A 17,392-nucleotide genomic window follows, 5' to 3' on the forward strand; every position below is an offset into this window, starting at 1 on the left:
TGAATGACATATCAATATAACATTTACGACAAGCAAGGTACCAAATGACCTCTCCCGCCACCCTCACCGAAAAGATCATGGCCCGCGCCGCCGGCAAGGATCGCGTCAGCGCCGGAGAGATCGTCACGGTGGACGTCGATCTGGCGATGATCCACGATTCCGGCGGCCCGCGCCGGGTGAAACCGATGCTCGAACAGCTCGGGGCAACGGTCTGGGATCCGGAAAAAGTCGTGGTCGTTTCCGATCACTTCGTGCCAGCCGTCGATGTGGAAAGCGCGCAAATCCTTGATCTGACGCGCAAATGGGCGCGCGAAACCCAGGTGCGCCGGTTCTTTGACATGAAGGGCATCTGCCATGTCGTCCTGCCGGAAAACGGGTTGATCCAGCCCGGTATGATGGCGGTCGGCGGCGACAGCCATTCCTGCACCGGCGGCGCATGGGGCGCGGTCATGGTCGGCATCGGCGCGACCGACATGCTCGGCGTCCTCGTCACCGGCGAAATCTGGCTGCGTGTACCCTCGACGGTGCGCTATTCCTGCACCGGCAGCCTGCCGCCCGGCGTCAGCGCCAAGGACATCATGCTGCACCTCTGCGCCACCGTCGATCCGGTTTCGATGAACTACCGGGTCGCGGAATATGCCGGCCCGGCGGTCGAGACGATGGAAATGTCCGAACGCATGACGCTCTGCAACATGTCAGCCGAACTCGGGGCCAAGACCGGCATCATTGCCCCCGATGCCACCACCCACGAATGGCTGGAACGGGTCGGCGCCCGTGTGGGCGAGCGCGAACTGCACGGCGACCCTGACGCCGAGATCGAACGCGAAGTGGTGATCGACACGCCCAACCTCGCCCCGCAGGTGGCCGCGCCGCATTCCCCTGCGAACACCCATGCCGTCACCGACAGTATCGGCACGCGAGTATCGCAGGCCTATATCGGGGCCTGTACCGGGGCCAAGTTGAACGACCTTCACATGGCCGCCCGCGTGCTCAAGGGTCGCAAGGTCGCCGACGACGTGCGCCTGCTGCTCGCCCCGGCCTCGACCAAGATCACCGCCGAGGCGACCCGCGACGGCACCCTCGAAATCCTGACCGAGGCGGGGGCGATCCTGCTGCCTTCGGGCTGCGGTGCCTGTGCCGGTATGGGCGCGGGCATCCTTGCCGACGGCGAGGTTTGCATCGCCTCGACCTCGCGCAACTTTCAGGGCCGCATGGGCTCGGCCAATGCCGAAGTCTGGCTCGCCTCGCCCTACACGGTGGCCGCCGCCGCCGTCGCTGGCGAAATCGCAGACCCACGGGACATGCTGACATGAAGATCGACGGCAAAACCCACGCTTTCGGCGACAAGATCGACACCGACCTGCTGTCGCCCGGCGCCTATATGAAAGGCCCGATCAACGAGATGGCGAAACACTGTCTCGAAGCGGTCGATCCCGATTTCACCAACCGCGCCGAACCGGGCGACATCGTGACCGCCGGTTTCGAGTTCGGCACCGGATCGTCGCGCGAACAGGCCGCAAGCTGCCTGATCCTGAACGGCATCGGCTGCGTGCTGGCCCGGTCCTTCGCGCGGATCTTCTATCGCAATGCGCTGAACCTTGGCCTGCCGGTCATGGTCTGTCCCACTGCCCATGAAATCGCCCCCGGCACCCGGCTGACTGTCGATCCGCTGGCCGGCACCGCCACCGAAGAAGGCGGCCGCGTCCACGACTGCGAACCGATCCCGGAACGGCTGATGGACATGGTCGCCGCCGGTGGCCTTATCCCCTATCTAGAAAAGACGAGGATTACATGAACCTGCGCGAACGGCTGCAACAGCCGGAAATCCTCGTGGCTCCGGGGTGTTATGACGGGCTGTCGGCCATGCTGATCGAACAGGCCGGGTTCGAGGCCGCTTATGTCTCGGGCGCTTCGGTCTCCTACACCCGCTTTGGCCTGCCCGATATCGGCCTCGTCGGCATGTCGGAAATGGCCGATACGGTGCGTGCGCTGTCGCAACGCATCACCCTGCCGCTGATCGTCGACGGTGACACCGGTTTCGGCAACGCGCTCAACGTCCAGCGCACCGTGCATGCCTATGGCGACGCCGGGGCCTCGGCAATCCAGCTCGAAGACCAGACATTCCCGAAACGCTGCGGGCACCTTGATAGCAAGACGCTGATCTCGGCCGATGCGATGGCAGGCAAGATCCGCGCCGCTGTCGATGCACGCCGGGACGACAACATGCTGGTGATCGCCCGCACAGACGCGGTCGCGGTCGAAGGCCTCTCCGCCGCGCTCGACCGGGCCGAAGCCTATGTCGAGGCCGGGGCAGACATGCTCTTTGTCGAAGCCCCGCCAACCACCGACGCCCTGCGCGAAGTGGGCGAGAAACTGGGGGGACGCATCCCGCTCATGGCCAATATGGTCGAAGGCGGCAAGACGCCCCTGTCCTCGGCCGCCGATCTTCAGGCCCTGGGCTATTCGATGGTGATCTTCCCCGGCGCCTTCGTGCGCGCGCTGGCGTGGATGGGGCAGGAATTCTTCAAATCCCTGCGCGACAACGGCACCACCCGGCCTTTCGCCGACCGGATGCATGATTTCAACTCGCTGAACGATGTGCTTGGCACGCCCGGTTTCATCGCGCGCGGCCACAGCTATGACGAATAGGATCTACGCATGAGCGATATGGACCCGATCACGCTGGCGGTTCTAAAAGGCCGCCTCGAACAGATCGCCGACGAGATGGACGCGACCCTGTTCCGCTCGGCCTTCAACCCGATCATCGCCGAGGCACATGACGCCAGCCACGGTCTCTACCATGCCGAAACCGGCGAGACCCTGATTCAGGGCAAATCCGGCCTGCCGATCTTTGTCGGTGCGATGGCCTATGCCACCAAGGCCGTTATCGACAAGGCCCGCGAAGACGGCAACCTTTCGGATGGCGATGTCTATATCTTCAACGACCCTTATGACGGCGGCACCCACCTGTCGGACTTCAAACTGATCCGCCCCTATTTCCGCGACGGCGCGCTGTTCTGCTGGATCGCCTCGGTCGGTCACTGGCATGACGTGGGCGGTAACGTGCCCGGCAACTACAACCCCGTCGCCACCGAGAGCTTTCAGGAGGGGATGCTGATCCCGCCGGTCAAGCTCTACTCGGGCGGCAAGCTGAACCCCGATATCGTCACCATCCTCAGCGCCAACAGCCGCCTGCCGCGCAGCGTCTATGGCGACATGAACGGGCAGGTGAACGCGCTGCAACTGGGCATCCGCCGCCTCGACGCGCTGCTTGATGAATACTCCGGCGCGACGGTGCAGCAGGCGCTCACCACCCTGCGCGACCGTGGTGCGGTGCTGATGCGCGCCCGGATCGCGGGCCTGCCCGATGGCACGTGGAGCGCGACCGATTACCTCGACAATGACGGCATCACCGACGAGCAGATGCAGATCACGCTCAAGGTCACGGTCAAGGGTGAGGAACTGACCCTCGATTTCACCGGCACCTCCGCGCAATGCATGGGCCCGCTGAACATCTCGCGCTCAACCGCCGAGGCCGCTTGTTACGTGGCGCTAAAGCACGTCTTCCCGGATGTGCCCGCCAATGGCGGCGTGCTCGAACCGGTGCAGATCGATCTGCCCGAGGAAAGCCTGCTCTGCGCCAAGGCCCCGCGTCCCGTTGGCGGCTATACGGAAACCATCCTGCGCCTGATTGACGTTGTGTTTCAGTGCTTTGCACAGGCAGCGCCGGAAATCGCACCGGCGCCCGCCTATGGCACGATCAACGCGCTCTCGATCTCGGGGCATAACCCCGGCGGTCAGCGCTGGGTCATGTTCTCTTTCTTCGGGGGTGGTCACGGCGGCCATAGCGACGGTGACGGCCTGAACCACGGCAACGCGCCGATCTCCACTGCCACCATCCCGCCGCTGGAAATCCTCGAATCCGCCTACCCGGTGAAGTTCACCCAATGGGCGCTGCGCCCCAATTCCGGCGGCGAGGGCGAATATCGCGGCGGTCTCGGCGCAATCTATGAAATCGAGCTGCTGGCCGATGATGCGCAGGCGTTCCTCTTTGGCGAACGCGGTAGGACCCCGCCCCCCGGCGTCAACGGCGGCGGCGCGGCCTTGCGCAACCGCTTCACCTTCCCCGACGGGCAGGGCGGCTGGGCCGAACCGCCGATGACCTCCAAGATGACCGGGCTGAAACTCACCAAGGGCCAGCGGGTCCGCTTAGAGACGCCCGGTGGCGGCGGCTGGGGCGACCCAGGCAAACGCGCGCCCGCCCTGACCGAGCAGGATCAGCGGCTGGGCTATGTCGAGACGAAAGATAAGGCGTAACAATCATGACGGATAAATCGACCGTAATCGGCGTCGATGTCGGCGGCACGTTCACCGATCTCTTTTTCCTCGACGAATCCACCGGTGCCATCGACGTGGTCAAGGTGCCCTCGACCCGGGGGCGCGAGGCTGACGGTTTCCTCGACGGGCTGTCGCGCAACAACACAAAACTGGCCGAGGTCGGCACGATCGTGCACGGCACCACGGTCGGCACCAACGCGCTTCTCGAACGCAAAGGCGCGAAATGCGGACTCATCACCAGCGAAGGTTTCCGCGACGTACTCGAAATGCGCCGCCGCGACCGCCCCGCCACATGGGGTCTGCGCGGTGAATACACGCCCGTGATCCCGCGCGATATGCGTATGGAGGTGCCCGAACGCGTCCTTGCCGACGGCACCATAGACACGCCGCTCGATCACGACGCCCTGCGCGCCGCCGCGCAGACCCTGCTTGACCAAGGGGCCGAGGCGGTTGTCGTAGCCTTTGTGAACGCCTATGCGAATACCGCGCATGAGGAAGAGGCGCTGAAGGTTCTGGCCGAAATCTGGCCGAACGAACACCTGACCGCCGCCACCCGCCTCCTGCCGGAAATCCGGGAATTCGAACGGACCTCTACCGCCGCTCTGAACGGCTATCTGCAACCGGTCGTGGCCTCCTATCTCGACCGGCTCAATACCCGTCTGGGCGAAGAGGGCTTTGGCGGCGATCTCCTGATCGTGCAGTCGAACGGCGGCGTGATGACCGTGGACACGGCGCGTCAGCTGCCCGTGCGCACCGCGCTCTCCGGCCCCGCCGCCGGTGTGATCGCCTCGGCTGAAATCGCCGCTGCCGCCGGGTTCGAGAACGTGATCACCTGCGACATGGGCGGCACCTCCTTTGACGTTTCCCTGATCGCGGGCGGCGAAACCCACCTCGCCGCGCAGACCTCCATCGACTTTGGCATGGTGGTGCGCTCCCCGATGATCGAGATCTCGACCATCGGCGCGGGCGGCGGTTCCATCGCCTGGGTCGACGATGCGGGCATCCTCCAGATCGGTCCCGAAAGCGCAGGCTCGATCCCCGGCCCGGTCGCCTACGGGCAGGGCAATGACTGTCCCACCGTGACCGACGCCAACGTGGTACTGGGCCGAATCAACGCCGACCGCCCCATCGGCGGCAAGCTTGACCGGCTGGATGTCGAGGCCGCCAAGGCCGCAATCCTGAAACACGTGGGCGAACCGCTCGGCCTCGATGCAATCGAAGCTGCCGCCGCGATCCTCAAGGTCGCCAATGCGCGGCTTGCCGGTGCCCTCCGTCTCGTCTCCATCGAACGCGGCTATGACCCGCGCGATTTCTCGGCACTGCCCTTCGGCGGCGGCGGCGCGCTGCACGCGGGCGCGCTGATTGGCGAAGTCGGTCTGAAAAGCGCTCTTGTCCCGCGCTATCCCGGTGTCGCCTCGGCGCTTGGCTGCGTGATTGCCGACATGCGCCACGATCAGGTGCGCACAGTCAACGGCATCCTCGGCGCGCTCGATACCGACGCGCTTGCCGCACAGGCCCGCGCCATAGGCGACGAAGGTCTCGCCCTTCTCGGCGATGGCGGCATCAGCTTTACCGGGCGCGATCTGCTGGTCGAACTCGACATGTCCTATCTCGGCCAGACACACACGGTCGCCGTTCCCGTCGCGCTCGAGGCACTCTCGGACCGCGACCAGATCAAGGCCGCTTTTGAGTCGACCTATGACACGGCCTTTGGCAGCCACCTCGAAAACGTCGCGATCCGGGTGCTGAACCTGCGGGTCTCGGCCATCGGGCGGCGTCCGAAATTCGACTTGCGGGTGCTGGCGCCGACAACGGATACCAAACCCGAGGACGCCATCGCCTCGCGTCGCCAGATGTATGCCGACGGCGGCTGGCATGACACGCCGGTCTATGACCGGCTCGCGCTCGCGGTCGGCAGTGTTGTCGCCGGTCCGGCCATCCTCGAACAGCTCGACACGACCATCATCGTCGAGCCGGGGCAGACCGCCCGCGTGGATGATTTCGGCAATATCGTTCTGGCCGCCGAATAGGCCACGCAAACAAAGGGCCGGAAAATATCCGGCCCTTCATACTAATCAAAAAGAATACTATGCGCCTCCGAGCGCCGCCGTCTCTTGTATTCAGAGCGGGCGGAGTCATGGCTAAGTCCCACATCCTGCCGAAGATGATCGGGCAGGATCTGGTAGTCCCGGTTGCGTCGCCGTCCGCCCGGGTTAGAGCGGTTACGCTCCTTGCGGACCTGATCAACACCGCGGCTGGCGGGAAGGCGGATGATGCTGGGCATTTCAATGATTGCCCGAAAGAAACTATCAGTAAACATTTAACAAATTCCTCGAATAGAAGGGTACTGGTCAGTTTGAATAGGTGGTCTGAATAAATATTCACGGCGCCGAACAGGTGTTGAAATTCCCGTTCATCCTGTCATGGCAAGGGCCATCACATGTTCGGCCTTGGGCTTCCCGCAGCGCCGCGACGCAGGTGCTACACCCTGTTTCCAGGCCGTCCTAGTCAGGAATTCCACCAGAGAAACGGCCATCGGATCGGACATGGCAACAACCTGCTCATCCTCCGCCGGATGCGCTTCCTCGACCGGTGTTCCCACCGGACGGATATGCAGCAGGTGGCGGTATCCAAGCGATTTGAGAAAGGTCTCGCAGGTGGCATTGGCCCCAATGACACACAACTTGCCGCCCGTCTGTTGTAGCAACTTCCCTGCGACGATGATGCCGCGGCACCCGGCGCGGGTCAGCCCCTGCAGGCGGGTCAGATCCAGCGTGATATGTTGCCAGCCCGCCCGGACCTGCTCGACAAGCGTGTCGAACAAAAGGCCGGACGAACTGGAGTTTATCTTGCCCTCAATCGTAACAAACAACTGATCATCATGGGCGATACTTGTTACATGCACAGCTAAAGTCCTTTCGATAATAGATATGACTTGGTCGCCGGAATGGCGCTCTTGGTTCAAAAAAATGTTCAAATTAAATTATTGTTGTGGGCATTGGTGTTACCCGCCGCAGCCCGCCATAGCCGATCAGCTCTGGCATCTTTTCCAACCGAAGGGTCGGCGCCGCGTCCAGCAGGGCGGCCAGCCCTTCTTCCATTTCGATCCGGGCCAGCATCTCGCCGATGCAGCGATGCGGGCCGCGCCCGAAAACCATGTGCAACTTCGGGTGGTCGCCCCGGCGGATATCGAACCGCGTGGGATCGCGATAGATCGCCGGGTCGCGCATCGCCGACATGGTCGACAACCGCAGTATGGACCCGGCAGGCAGAACCGCGTCCCTGATGGTCACCGGGACCGAGGTGAAACGCGGAATCGACCCGACCGCCGGTTCATACCGCAGCGCCTCGTTGACCGCGCCGGGGATCAGCGCGGGATCGGCCCGCACCTCGGACCACTCCCCGCTTTCAAGCAGCAAGGCCACCAGCATCGCAAACCCCGAACGCGTCGTATCGCTCGCCGCGACGATCATGCCGAGAACCTGAAGGATCAGGCTCTCAAAACTCAGCTTCGGCTCTTCCTGCCAGTTCGACACAAGCATCGACAACAGATCGTCGCGCGGACGGGTCAACCGCGCTTTCAACTGGTCATCGACATAGTCGAACAGCTCGCCCGTCGCATTCTCGATCCTGTCATGGAGATGATGCGGATAGACGGGATCGACCGCCCGCGAAATCTCATAGACGCAGCGCGTGAAATACCGGGTATCGGCACGCGGCAGGCCAAGGATCGCCGAGATCATATGCGCCGGCACCGGTGAGGCCATGTGTTCGACGAAATCGAACGTCTCGCCCCGGGGCAGATCGGCCACGATCCTGTTCGCCACGTCACGCACGATTGGTCGCGACTGTTGCATCAGCCGATGGGCAAAGCTGCGCGCGAACATGCCACGTTTCTGGCGATGCACCTCGCCGTTCGACAGCAGGAAAAAATCGCGCAGCAGCCGGGCGGTAACACCCTCGGGCACCCTGTTCATCTCGACATAATCCGGACCCGGGCATTGCAGGATCGACGGATTGCCCAGCAGGGAAACAACATCCTCTCCGCGCAGCACAAGATACTGGCGCGGTGCCGTCTGAACCGCCGCATGATCTTTCCGCAATCCGGCCAGCACGCCATGCGGATCACCGGCGAAGATGGCAGTGTCGATTTGCACGGGGGCACGGAGGCTCGGGGTAACTTGTTCGGTCATGGCTCGGGCTTTCGATTGACTGTCTTGTTCCCCGATGCTTCGGGATACCGCCCTTTTCGCGCCTTCTCGTTGTGGCAAGCGTGGTAACGAGTGTTGTATTCGTACTCTTTTGCCGTGGTTTCCGCATTCTTGCTCTCGCACAGGCAGCAGAATTGACCTAGGGGAAGGCGCAGAACGACTCACCTCAAGGCCGCATTCCCTGGCTCGGTTGGAGAGCACAGAATTTGTGCTGCCGGACCGCCTTGAAACCGAAAACGAACTCAAACGGCATGGCTTTCCTCCATGGCCGAGTGAAACTGTCAGGGTTAATCGATATGGTTCTCAGCAAACCGGGTTCTCCGACCTGCGGCGAAAAGATGATCGACGGAATTGAAATAACGCTTTTGGGTGAACTGAAGGTTGTGCGGGACGGGCAGGAAATGGCTCTGCCGTCGTCGCGCAAGGCGCGCGCGCTTCTTGCCTTTCTGATTACCACCCAACGTCCCCACCGTCGCGAGCGGCTGTGCGAGCTGTTCTGGGATCTGCCCGACGACCCAAAGGCGGCGCTGCGTTGGTCGCTTAGCAAGCTGCGCAAGGTGGTCGACAGCACCGGTCACCCCAGGATAATCGCCGACCGGGAAAGGGTCTCTATCGATACCTCCGGTATGGATGTCGATGTCCACCGGCTGAGCGCCCGGATGCGCGACGCACAGGGCGCCATCCCGCTTGCCGAGCTCGAAACCATGGCAGGCCAACTCAACGCGGTCTTTCTCGACGGGCTCGATAGTGCCGGGGACGAGGCATTTACCTCTTGGTTGATCGCCGAACGTGAAGATATGCTGGCCCTTCAGGCCAATGTGCTCCGGCAGCTTGCCACCCATCCCGAAGCAGGGATTTCCGCCCGCAAATGGCTCCGGCTCTTGCACGAAATCGACCCCGAAGGCGCCGAGGATTACGAGGCCAGGCAGGGTGATACCGATACCCCCGCGCCACCGCCCCGCGCCCCGGAACCCCCCGAATCCAAGGCCCTGCGCACCCAGCGGATCGGCTTTTGCAACGTACCGGACGGGACGAAAATCGCCTTTGCGACATTGGGCGAGGGTCCGCCCCTACTCAAGGCCGCGAACTGGCTGACCCATCTGGAATTCGACTGGGGCACCCCGATTTGGGGCAAGTGTTTCGGTGAACTGGCCCGCTCGCGCAGTTTCATCCGTTATGACGAACGCGGCTGCGGCCTCTCGGACTGGGAGGTCGAAGATCTCAGCTTTGACGCCTTTGTCGAAGATCTCGAGACCGTCGCCGACAAGCTGTCACTCGATCGCTTTCCGCTGCTCGGCATCTCGCAGGGCGCCGCCGTCTGCGTCGAATACGCGGTACGTCATCCCGAACGGGTTTCGGGCCTTATCCTTGTCGGCGGCTACGCGGCCGGCTGGCGCCATCTTTCCAGCCCCGAGGAACAGGCCCGTCGCGAGGCCGTGCGCAGCCTGACCGAGGTCGGCTGGGGAACGGATAACCCCGCCTACCGACACATCTTTTCTCAGACCTTCATGCCCGACGCCCACCCCGAGGATCTCGCATGGTTCGACGACTTCCAGCGTCGCACCACCTCGGCGGAAAATGCCGCACGGTTCCAGGATGCCTTTGGCTATATCGACGTGCGCCACCAGCTCTCCAAGGTGCAGGCCCCGACCATCGTGTTGCACTCGCGCCACGACCAGCGCATCCCCTATGAGGTCGGCCGCGCCATGGCCTCGGACATTCCCGATGCCCGCTTTGTCACGCTGGAAAGCCGCAATCATGTGCTGGTGGATTACGAACCGGCCTGGGGTGTCTGCATGAACGCCATCCAGGATTTCCTTGTGGAGCAAGGAATTTAAAGAAAGTGCAAAACCCCGAAAACACGCATTCGGGGAAAAATGCCGCGCGTCAGATATGCAAGTTGACTCGACCTTCCGTCGCGGAAACACTGCGCGCGGATACGGCGGCGCGTCAATTTTTCCGCCTTATCAAGCCTTTTTAAGACCGCGGGAGGACTGTTGGTATGTCGGATCTGTCTTTGGTGCAGCTCAAATTTCTGGCCACCTATCTCCATGTGGTACCTAATCCAAAGATCTTCAAAGGCAAGAAAAAGAAGGAAATCGATTACAACAACCGGGTCACGGCCGAATACGAGGCCTATCTCGAAAAGAAGGCCGAGGCCGATGCCCTGCTGGCCGAAATCGCCGCCAGCCTCGAAACCTCCCGCCAGCTTCAGCGCAGCTCGCCCAAGGACGGTCTGACCGACGCGGCTAAGCTGTTCTTCGACCGGGTCTCGCGGGCGGGCAAGGAATACGACGCCTATAACCGCGAATGCGTGCAGATCAACGTGACCGTGGTCAGCGCCGATGCGAACAACCCCGGTTTTGTCACCGGGCGCAACGCGCTCGACATCCTTATCTTCAACCTGAACCAGTTGAAAAAGCGCGTCCCCGATACCCCGCCCAGCCTTCAAAGCGGCGCGGTCGGCGTGCTCTTTACCCGTAAGCGCGACATTGGCGCGCTGTCGCAGTTCAAAAGCGCGGGCATGCTGAACGACAAGGTGGTCAAGATGCCTCTGCCCGATGATGTCGAGGACCAGAAACGCATCAACCTGCTCAAGCAGCATGGCGATGCCTGCAAGTCCGCGATGACCCGGCTCGACGACCTGCTGACAGCGGCCAAAAAGCCGGAAAACGCTGGCAACAGCGCAGCCTACGTGGACCGCTCCGATGCCATCGTGTCTGATCTGCGCGACGATCTGGGCGGTATCGAAAAAGACCTGCTCGCGGTCATTGGCGGGAGCGCCCGCGAAAAGCTGTCCGAACTCGTCACCGGCAATGACGACGTCGCCAAGCGCGAGGTCGAGCGGCTCAACATCATCACCGACAACACCGCCCGGCTCGACACGCTGCTCACCGCGCTCAAGGACAAGGTGGACGAGCTGAAAGACGCGCATGCAAACGCCGAGACCCCCTCGGCCAAGCGCGAGGCCGCCAAGGAATACCGTGAAGTCAAAGAGCGGATAGAGCAGCTCGAAACCCGCAAGAGCCAGCTGAAGGCCTACGAAGACCAGCTTGTCCTGCGCACCGCCAAGATCGACGAGGCCCGAAGCGAGCTTCTGGTTTGGTCCGACGATCCCGCGCAGGCCATGCAGGACAACATGCCAAACCCGCTGACAGACCTGTCGCGCGACCCGAGCGAGATCCTGATCCTTGGTGGCAAGGACAAGAACGATCCCACCAAGATGCTGCCGGGCCAGATCGACAACCTGCGCGCGCAGTACGACAACGAACGCCATCGCCTGCGCCTCGACGCCAAGCTGTTCCCGAATGAATCCGACCTCACCTATCTGAACGAAACCCAGCATGTGACGCTTATGGCGATGCTGGACGAGGCCGAGAAATTCGCCCGCGCCGGGGCACTGGACAAGGCGCAATATGCCATCGACCGCACCGTGGCGCTGCATGCCAAAATCGACAATGCCGCCCGCTCCGCGCTGCCCGACCCCGTCGCCAAGGTCCCCTCGGACGAAGAAAAGATCGCCAGACGTCTCACCGAGCTCTCCGTGAAACTTGACCGGTTCTGGGGGCAGGGCGGCGATGCGGACAACGCGCTGCGCACGCTGCTGAACCGGGTGCAGGGCGTTTACGACAAGGAACTGGCCAAGGACGCGCCGCTGCGCGATTTCACCCGGATCGGCGAAGCGGTCGATGCCTATGAAAAGAAGCTGAACGCAGAGATTTCCGCCTTCAACCCGCAGGTCGGCGACATGCTGACACGCGACAAGGCCAAGGCCGCCCGCAACAAGCTGATCGGCGGTCTGCTCGACATCTATAACACTAAGGAACTGCAGGAATCCCAGCTCGATTCCGTCCCCGAGGACAAGCTGCTGATCCTCGAAAAGGACGGCACGACCCATTACTATGAAATCCAGACCAAGCATGACGGCACGGTGGACCGGCGCGGCGATCACAAGATCCCGCGCGAAGCGATGCAAAACCTGCTGCAACAGGCCAATATGCTGGAAATGCTGGCAAACAGTTCGGCGCCCGATTGCGTCGAGGCAATCAACGAGGCAACCGCCAAAGCCGAGGCCGATTTCGCGGCCATTTCGGCGGGAAGCGACGATTACGAGCACGTCAGAAAGACGGTCATCAAATGCGACACGCTGATCGCCGACAAGCTTTTCGCCACCTGGATTCCCGACGGCTTCTTTGAAACCCGCACCAAGTTCGACAGTTTCAAGGACAGCTACAAACGCGATCTTCTGCCCGCCGAGGCAAAGCGCCGCGTTGATGTCTTCCACACCGATCTGACCAACCACAAGACCAACGCGGAAAAGCTCAAGAAGGACTTTGAAGAGGTCGAGAAGCTTGTCGAACAGGTGGAGTCAACCCTGCGCAATGGCCGCCGGGGCGACAAGCCGAACCTCGTTCAAAAGCTTCAGGAAATCGTCGACGGTGCACCCGGGTCGCTTCAAGGGACCTATGTTGCCGCACCGGGGGATACGGCCGAACTCGCCCCGTTGATCGCGGAGATGAAAACCAACCTCGACAAGATCTCGCCTGCGCTGAAAAAGGACGGGCTCGAAGGGCTGTTCAAGGACCGGATCAAGGCTGCCCGCACCAAGCTGGAAACCAAATCCGGCACCGGGATCGAAGGCGCGCGCATCGATGTGACCAAGATCAAGCAGGACATGCAGGACAAGCTGACTGAACTGGGCACGCTCGACAGCATGGCAGCCATCAAAAAACTCGCCGCTTTCCTCAAGACCGAAGGCGCGGGGCAGGACAAGATCACCACCGCCCAGACAGCGGTTGGGGCCGACACCAAGACAATCGAAGACGATCTGGACAAGGTGAAAAAGATCCTCAAGGACAGCAAGCGCACGCTGGCCACCTATGAAGAATACATGGATGTGGAAAAGGCACTGAAATCCCAGCTCGATGTGCTGAAAAAGAACAAGGATCCCGTCGACGCCGCCGACCAGCTTCGCCAGCTCAAGGTGCAGGCCGCCCAGCTCAAGGAAGAGGTAAGCAACCTTAGCAATATTGCGGCCGGCAAGGGCGAAGGGGTCGATTTCGCCAAGTGGGAAAGCGCGCTGAAATCGAAATTTGCCGATGTCAGCAAAGAGGCCGCCGCCGTCGCGGCCGAAATCCGCAAAAAGGCGGCCGAGACCACGGTCGAACCCCAAGACGGGATGGATCAGACCGAGGCCGACCGCCAGACGACCGAAATCCGCGACGCCGCCGAGGCCGCCGCCAAGACGCTCGATCTCATCACCACGGGCAATTTCGACCAGATCCTGACGCTCAATGCCAGCCTCCCGCAAGAGGCCACCAATGCCCTGCGGATCACGGATGATGCCGCCGCCCGCAAAGCGGCGCTGGCCACTGTCCGCGAAAAGGCGCTCGCCGAAATCAGGCGTATCCGCCAGCAGATAGACAGCCACCCGGCGCTGGGCGTCTATCGCAACAATCCCTTCTCCATCAAAAGCTGGGCCCCCTTCCTTGGGGCGATGCACAGCTTTGATGTGATGGTCCTGACGAAACTCAAGCCGGTCTGATCGACCCGGGCAATAACCAGTTAAGCGAGGAAAACAGATGGCTTTGAGTGAACAGCAGATCGAATGGGTAGGTTGGGTCGCAGGCAAGAAGATCGACGCGAATGCCATATCCGCTCAGGCGGTACAGGACGAGAAAAAGCAGGCGATCCTGAACGACACGATCCGGAAGGCGCTGGGCGACCTGCATGACGACATCGACGAGGCGCAAAAGATTGTCATCCAGCGGCAGGACGATCCCAACGCGGTCAAGGCGCTCTGGCGCAAAATCGCGGGCACCAGCAACACGCAGGACCTGATCTGGCGCGCCACCGACGAGGATACGAACAAGAGCATCCTGTCGAAATACGAACTCCGCGCCGATGTCGAGGTCGACACGGTCGACGATATCGACGATTCCGTCCTGAACATCGACCCGGGCCAGCTGAAAAAGCTGCACGACAGCTTTACCCAGATCCTGAACCTTCAGAAGTCCATGCAGATGCAGCTGGATGAAAACGGCGAACGGCTATTCTCTGACGAGGAAATCCGCAACGAACTCTGGACGCCGATGGTCCGCTCGGGGCTGATCCCCGACAACATGGTACCCGACGATTTCTCGGAACATGCGATTGCCTTCAAGGGTGCACAAAAACTCTATGCAGACAGGATCGACGCTTATAGCAAGACCCATACCAAAACCCAGGACGCCTGGGCCTTTGGCTTGCGCATCGCCAAGGAAACCGTAACCGTGACCGGCGCTATCGTCTCCGGGTCCTTCACCATGGCCAATTCCGTCGAAGTCGCTGGCAAGCAACAGGAAATGAATGACCTGAAACTGGAAAAAGAGCAGCTGCTCAAGGCGGATCCCAACGCCGATACCTCGGCGCTCCAGACCCAGATCGACGCTAAGGACCAGCAGGTCCGCGAATTGCAGAACATCCCGAAATACATCGACGCGGGCACCGCGCTGTTGAACGGCGGTATTTCCCTCGTCGAGCTTGGGGTCGAACACCACTACGCCCCCAAGGATCAGGACAACTGGACGAAATGGACCAAGACCGTCGGCAAGGGTCTGGAAATCGCGCAGGGCATGGCGATTTCGGCGGCCTCCACCTCGATCCTCGCGGGTTCCAGCGATAACGGCAAGTCCGAGGCTGGACTGATCACCTGCGTCACCTGTTCGCTTCAGGCTGGATTCACCGCCGCGCGTCTGGTGCCGGCGGTCCACGCGATCTGGAAAGAACCGGACGAGGCCAAACGCGCCCTGATGATCGCGAAGGCGGTCGGGGATCTTGCCACCTGCGTTGCCAGCTCGATCACCGCCGCGGCCTCGCAGATCAACACGGTCGACAAGAACGCCAGCGAAGAGGAGCAGAAAGCTCAGAAACAGGCCGACACGGATGCCAAGGCCGAATTCGCGCAGCTTGCCAGCGCGTTGAAACTGGCGATTTCGCAGGCGGGTAACGGTGTTGCGATCTACGAGGCAGTCAAGCGCGGCGACATGAAAACAGTCGGGATGCTGCTTGGCGGCATGGCCGTCGCCACCGTCTTTGGTGCCACCTCAGAGGTCATCTATGACGCGGTCCGCGAAGACGTGGACAGCGTCGAAGGCGCGCGCCGCGCAAGCGAGGAGGCCCCGGTCGTCGGCTCCCATACGGAAACCACCGGCAGCGATCAGGAGTCGGGTCAGGACAAGGGATCTGCGGCCACGCTCGAGGCGCTGCAGAAATCCATCGGATCCACCGAAGGCGTCGCCATCGGCCAGATGAAGGCCAAGGTCCCGCCGATGAGCGAGGAAAGCCAGAAACTGCTGGAAAGCATGATCAGCACCGAGGTCGAAGGCGCGCAGCAGAAAGAGGCTGAGGAAGAGCTTGAAAAGGCAATGGATCCCGAAGTCATCAAGGCGATGATGGAGGATATCGATGGCGCGATGGGCGACTTCGAGGCCCAGTATTCCAAGGCCTTCCCAGATCCGGGCCTGACCGACCGCACCCCCGAAGAGGTGATCGAGGCACAGGCCGCGATCGACCGGGCGATGGCCAACACGGCGGCGCTCCGGGCCAAGGTCGCGCTGATTAACAGCCTGTCGGGCGGCGCGGCTGGCGTTATCTCTGCCCTCGTGCCGGGGGCGAGCGCCGCCGCTTCAGCCCAAGCGCTCGCCCGTGACATCTATCTCCTCGTTAAATGTGTCGAGGTTCACAACACATGGTGCGACAGCATGGACGTCGCGATGGCCGGGCAGGGCGGGGCAGCGGCGGCGATCCATAACGCCGTTCGCAATGCGCGCATTCACCTTTCGCAGGCAGCGATTGTCGCGATCCTCTCGGCGCTCAAGGCCTCTGCCGAAGTGGCCAAGATGTTCGACCCGACCGGCGCGGCCGCCGGTGTATCCGCCGGTGCCAGCATGGCCTCGGCCGTCGTGAACTACGGCTACAAGATGCAGAAAGAGGCCGTCATCAAGAACGGCTGGAAGGTCTATAAAGAGGCCCGCTCCAACCCCGGCAACCGCAAAAAGGCCCGCAAGGCGCTGCGGCTGAACTCGACGCTGGCCAAGTGCTGCATCGCTTATGGTGCGGCGATGATGAACGACACCGCCGCGAAACAGGCAATCAAGGCAACCGGTCTGACCGTCGCCGCGATCCAGAATGATCAGGACATCTGCGTCCGTCTCGTCGCCTATCTCGAAAACGAACTCGCCGACGATCCGGTCGTCATGGCCGTCGAATACAAGAAAGACAACAAATGGGCGCCCGGCGATCCGGCGCTGGATCTTTCCGTCTGGACCAGTTTCAAGGCCGCTGCCGCCAAGTCAGCCCAGCCGCCGCTCGCCGAAGGCAGCCTTTCAACCCCGGCCATCGACCGGTTGCTCGGGGTTATCGCGCAGAACCCCGGCTGGGATGACACCTCGGCCTTCAAGGCTGCCCGCGAAAAAGCCGCTGAGGACGGCCCCCCGGATGATAACGCGCCGGTGCCGCAGATCCCGGACGATGTGCAGCGGATTCTCGACAAGCAGCTCGAGATCAACGACTACCTCGACCGCCTTGGCGAGGCCTTTGCCGCCTACCAGCCGATGGCCGCCACGGGCAGCTCGGCGCACAAGCCGATGGCCGATGCCGCCGCGATCTTTGCCACGATGGCGCGCGCTGGGGCGAGGGTTACGAGCGACAATATCAAGGTGATCCGCAGCTATCCCGCGCTGGTCGCCTGAGCGTAAACCGCCTCCAGCGGTGCCCCTCCGATGCACGGGGGGTGTACAGGGGGTGTACATCAGGTGCCCCCCGTTTTCGGCGAGTGATTGCTTTTTCGGAATGCCGCCGCA

At 62.1% G+C, this 17,392-nt stretch carries 10 protein-coding genes; 8 read left to right on the forward strand and 2 right to left on the reverse strand.

Annotation, left to right across the window (positions count from 1 at the left end):
- The first annotated feature begins 44 nt into the window (after positions 1 to 44).
- Genes ACU0FH_RS06115 through ACU0FH_RS06135 form a run of 5 tightly spaced genes read left to right on the forward strand, consistent with a single transcriptional unit; the run spans position 45 to position 6,368 of the window.
- Complete coding sequence (locus tag ACU0FH_RS06115) at positions 45 to 1,313, forward strand: 3-isopropylmalate dehydratase large subunit (protein ID WP_446193812.1); 1,269 nt, start codon at positions 45 to 47, stop codon at positions 1,311 to 1,313.
- On the forward strand, positions 1,310 to 1,795 hold the full coding sequence (locus ACU0FH_RS06120; RefSeq protein WP_088632101.1) for a LeuD/DmdB family oxidoreductase small subunit: 486 nt from the start codon (positions 1,310 to 1,312) through the stop codon (positions 1,793 to 1,795). The genes ACU0FH_RS06115 and ACU0FH_RS06120 overlap by 4 nt, the downstream gene beginning before the upstream one ends.
- Positions 1,792 to 2,649, forward strand: coding sequence for an isocitrate lyase/PEP mutase family protein (locus ACU0FH_RS06125; RefSeq protein ID WP_446193813.1), 858 nt, complete (start codon positions 1,792 to 1,794; stop codon positions 2,647 to 2,649). Before ACU0FH_RS06120 ends, ACU0FH_RS06125 begins: the two co-directional genes overlap by 4 nt.
- A gap of 9 nt (positions 2,650 to 2,658) precedes the next feature.
- The gene (locus tag ACU0FH_RS06130; protein WP_446193814.1) at positions 2,659 to 4,317 is read left to right on the forward strand and encodes a hydantoinase B/oxoprolinase family protein; all 1,659 of its coding nucleotides are present in this window, start codon (positions 2,659 to 2,661) and stop codon (positions 4,315 to 4,317) included.
- 5 nt (positions 4,318 to 4,322) lie between these two features.
- Positions 4,323 to 6,368: a hydantoinase/oxoprolinase family protein gene (locus tag ACU0FH_RS06135; protein WP_446193815.1), complete on the forward strand. Its 2,046-nt coding sequence runs from the start codon at positions 4,323 to 4,325 to the stop codon at positions 6,366 to 6,368.
- Positions 6,369 to 6,751: 383 nt separating this feature from the next.
- On the opposite strand, the gene ACU0FH_RS06140 is transcribed toward ACU0FH_RS06135, so the two are convergent.
- Together ACU0FH_RS06140 and ACU0FH_RS06145 are read right to left on the reverse strand one after the other, a co-directional pair.
- Positions 6,752 to 7,243, reverse strand: coding sequence for an STAS domain-containing protein (locus ACU0FH_RS06140; protein WP_446193816.1), 492 nt, complete (start codon positions 7,241 to 7,243; stop codon positions 6,752 to 6,754).
- A gap of 73 nt (positions 7,244 to 7,316) precedes the next feature.
- Positions 7,317 to 8,531 (reverse strand): cytochrome P450, encoded by a 1,215-nt coding sequence (locus ACU0FH_RS06145; RefSeq protein ID WP_446193817.1) that lies wholly within the window; start codon positions 8,529 to 8,531, stop codon positions 7,317 to 7,319.
- A gap of 314 nt (positions 8,532 to 8,845) precedes the next feature.
- Here ACU0FH_RS06145 and ACU0FH_RS06150 point away from each other — a divergent pair, with 314 nt between their 5' ends.
- From ACU0FH_RS06150 to ACU0FH_RS06160, 3 genes are all read left to right on the forward strand, one after another.
- Positions 8,846 to 10,387: an alpha/beta fold hydrolase gene (locus tag ACU0FH_RS06150; RefSeq protein ID WP_446193818.1), complete on the forward strand. Its 1,542-nt coding sequence runs from the start codon at positions 8,846 to 8,848 to the stop codon at positions 10,385 to 10,387.
- Positions 10,388 to 10,551: 164 nt separating this feature from the next.
- The gene (locus ACU0FH_RS06155; protein WP_446193819.1) at positions 10,552 to 14,094 is read left to right on the forward strand and encodes a hypothetical protein; all 3,543 of its coding nucleotides are present in this window, start codon (positions 10,552 to 10,554) and stop codon (positions 14,092 to 14,094) included.
- Positions 14,095 to 14,131: 37 nt separating this feature from the next.
- Positions 14,132 to 17,281, forward strand: coding sequence for a hypothetical protein (locus ACU0FH_RS06160; RefSeq protein ID WP_446193820.1), 3,150 nt, complete (start codon positions 14,132 to 14,134; stop codon positions 17,279 to 17,281).
- Positions 17,282 to 17,392 lie beyond the last annotated feature (111 nt).

Source organism: Heliomarina sp. (assembly GCF_052826185.1).

Bases quoted from the DNA above. Each gene is read 5' to 3' on its own strand.
- ACU0FH_RS06115 (WP_446193812.1), top strand. From the start codon at position 45: ATGACCTCTCCCGCCACCCTCACCGAAAAGATCATGGCCCGCGCCGCC.
- ACU0FH_RS06120 (WP_088632101.1), top strand. From the start codon at position 1,310: ATGAAGATCGACGGCAAAACCCACGCTTTCGGCGACAAGATCGACACC.
- ACU0FH_RS06125 (WP_446193813.1), top strand. From the start codon at position 1,792: ATGAACCTGCGCGAACGGCTGCAACAGCCGGAAATCCTCGTGGCTCCG.
- ACU0FH_RS06130 (WP_446193814.1), top strand. From the start codon at position 2,659: ATGAGCGATATGGACCCGATCACGCTGGCGGTTCTAAAAGGCCGCCTC.
- ACU0FH_RS06135 (WP_446193815.1), top strand. From the start codon at position 4,323: ATGACGGATAAATCGACCGTAATCGGCGTCGATGTCGGCGGCACGTTC.
- ACU0FH_RS06145 (WP_446193817.1), bottom strand. From the start codon at position 8,531: ATGACCGAACAAGTTACCCCGAGCCTCCGTGCCCCCGTGCAAATCGAC.
- ACU0FH_RS06150 (WP_446193818.1), top strand. From the start codon at position 8,846: ATGGTTCTCAGCAAACCGGGTTCTCCGACCTGCGGCGAAAAGATGATC.
- ACU0FH_RS06155 (WP_446193819.1), top strand. From the start codon at position 10,552: ATGTCGGATCTGTCTTTGGTGCAGCTCAAATTTCTGGCCACCTATCTC.
- ACU0FH_RS06160 (WP_446193820.1), top strand. From the start codon at position 14,132: ATGGCTTTGAGTGAACAGCAGATCGAATGGGTAGGTTGGGTCGCAGGC.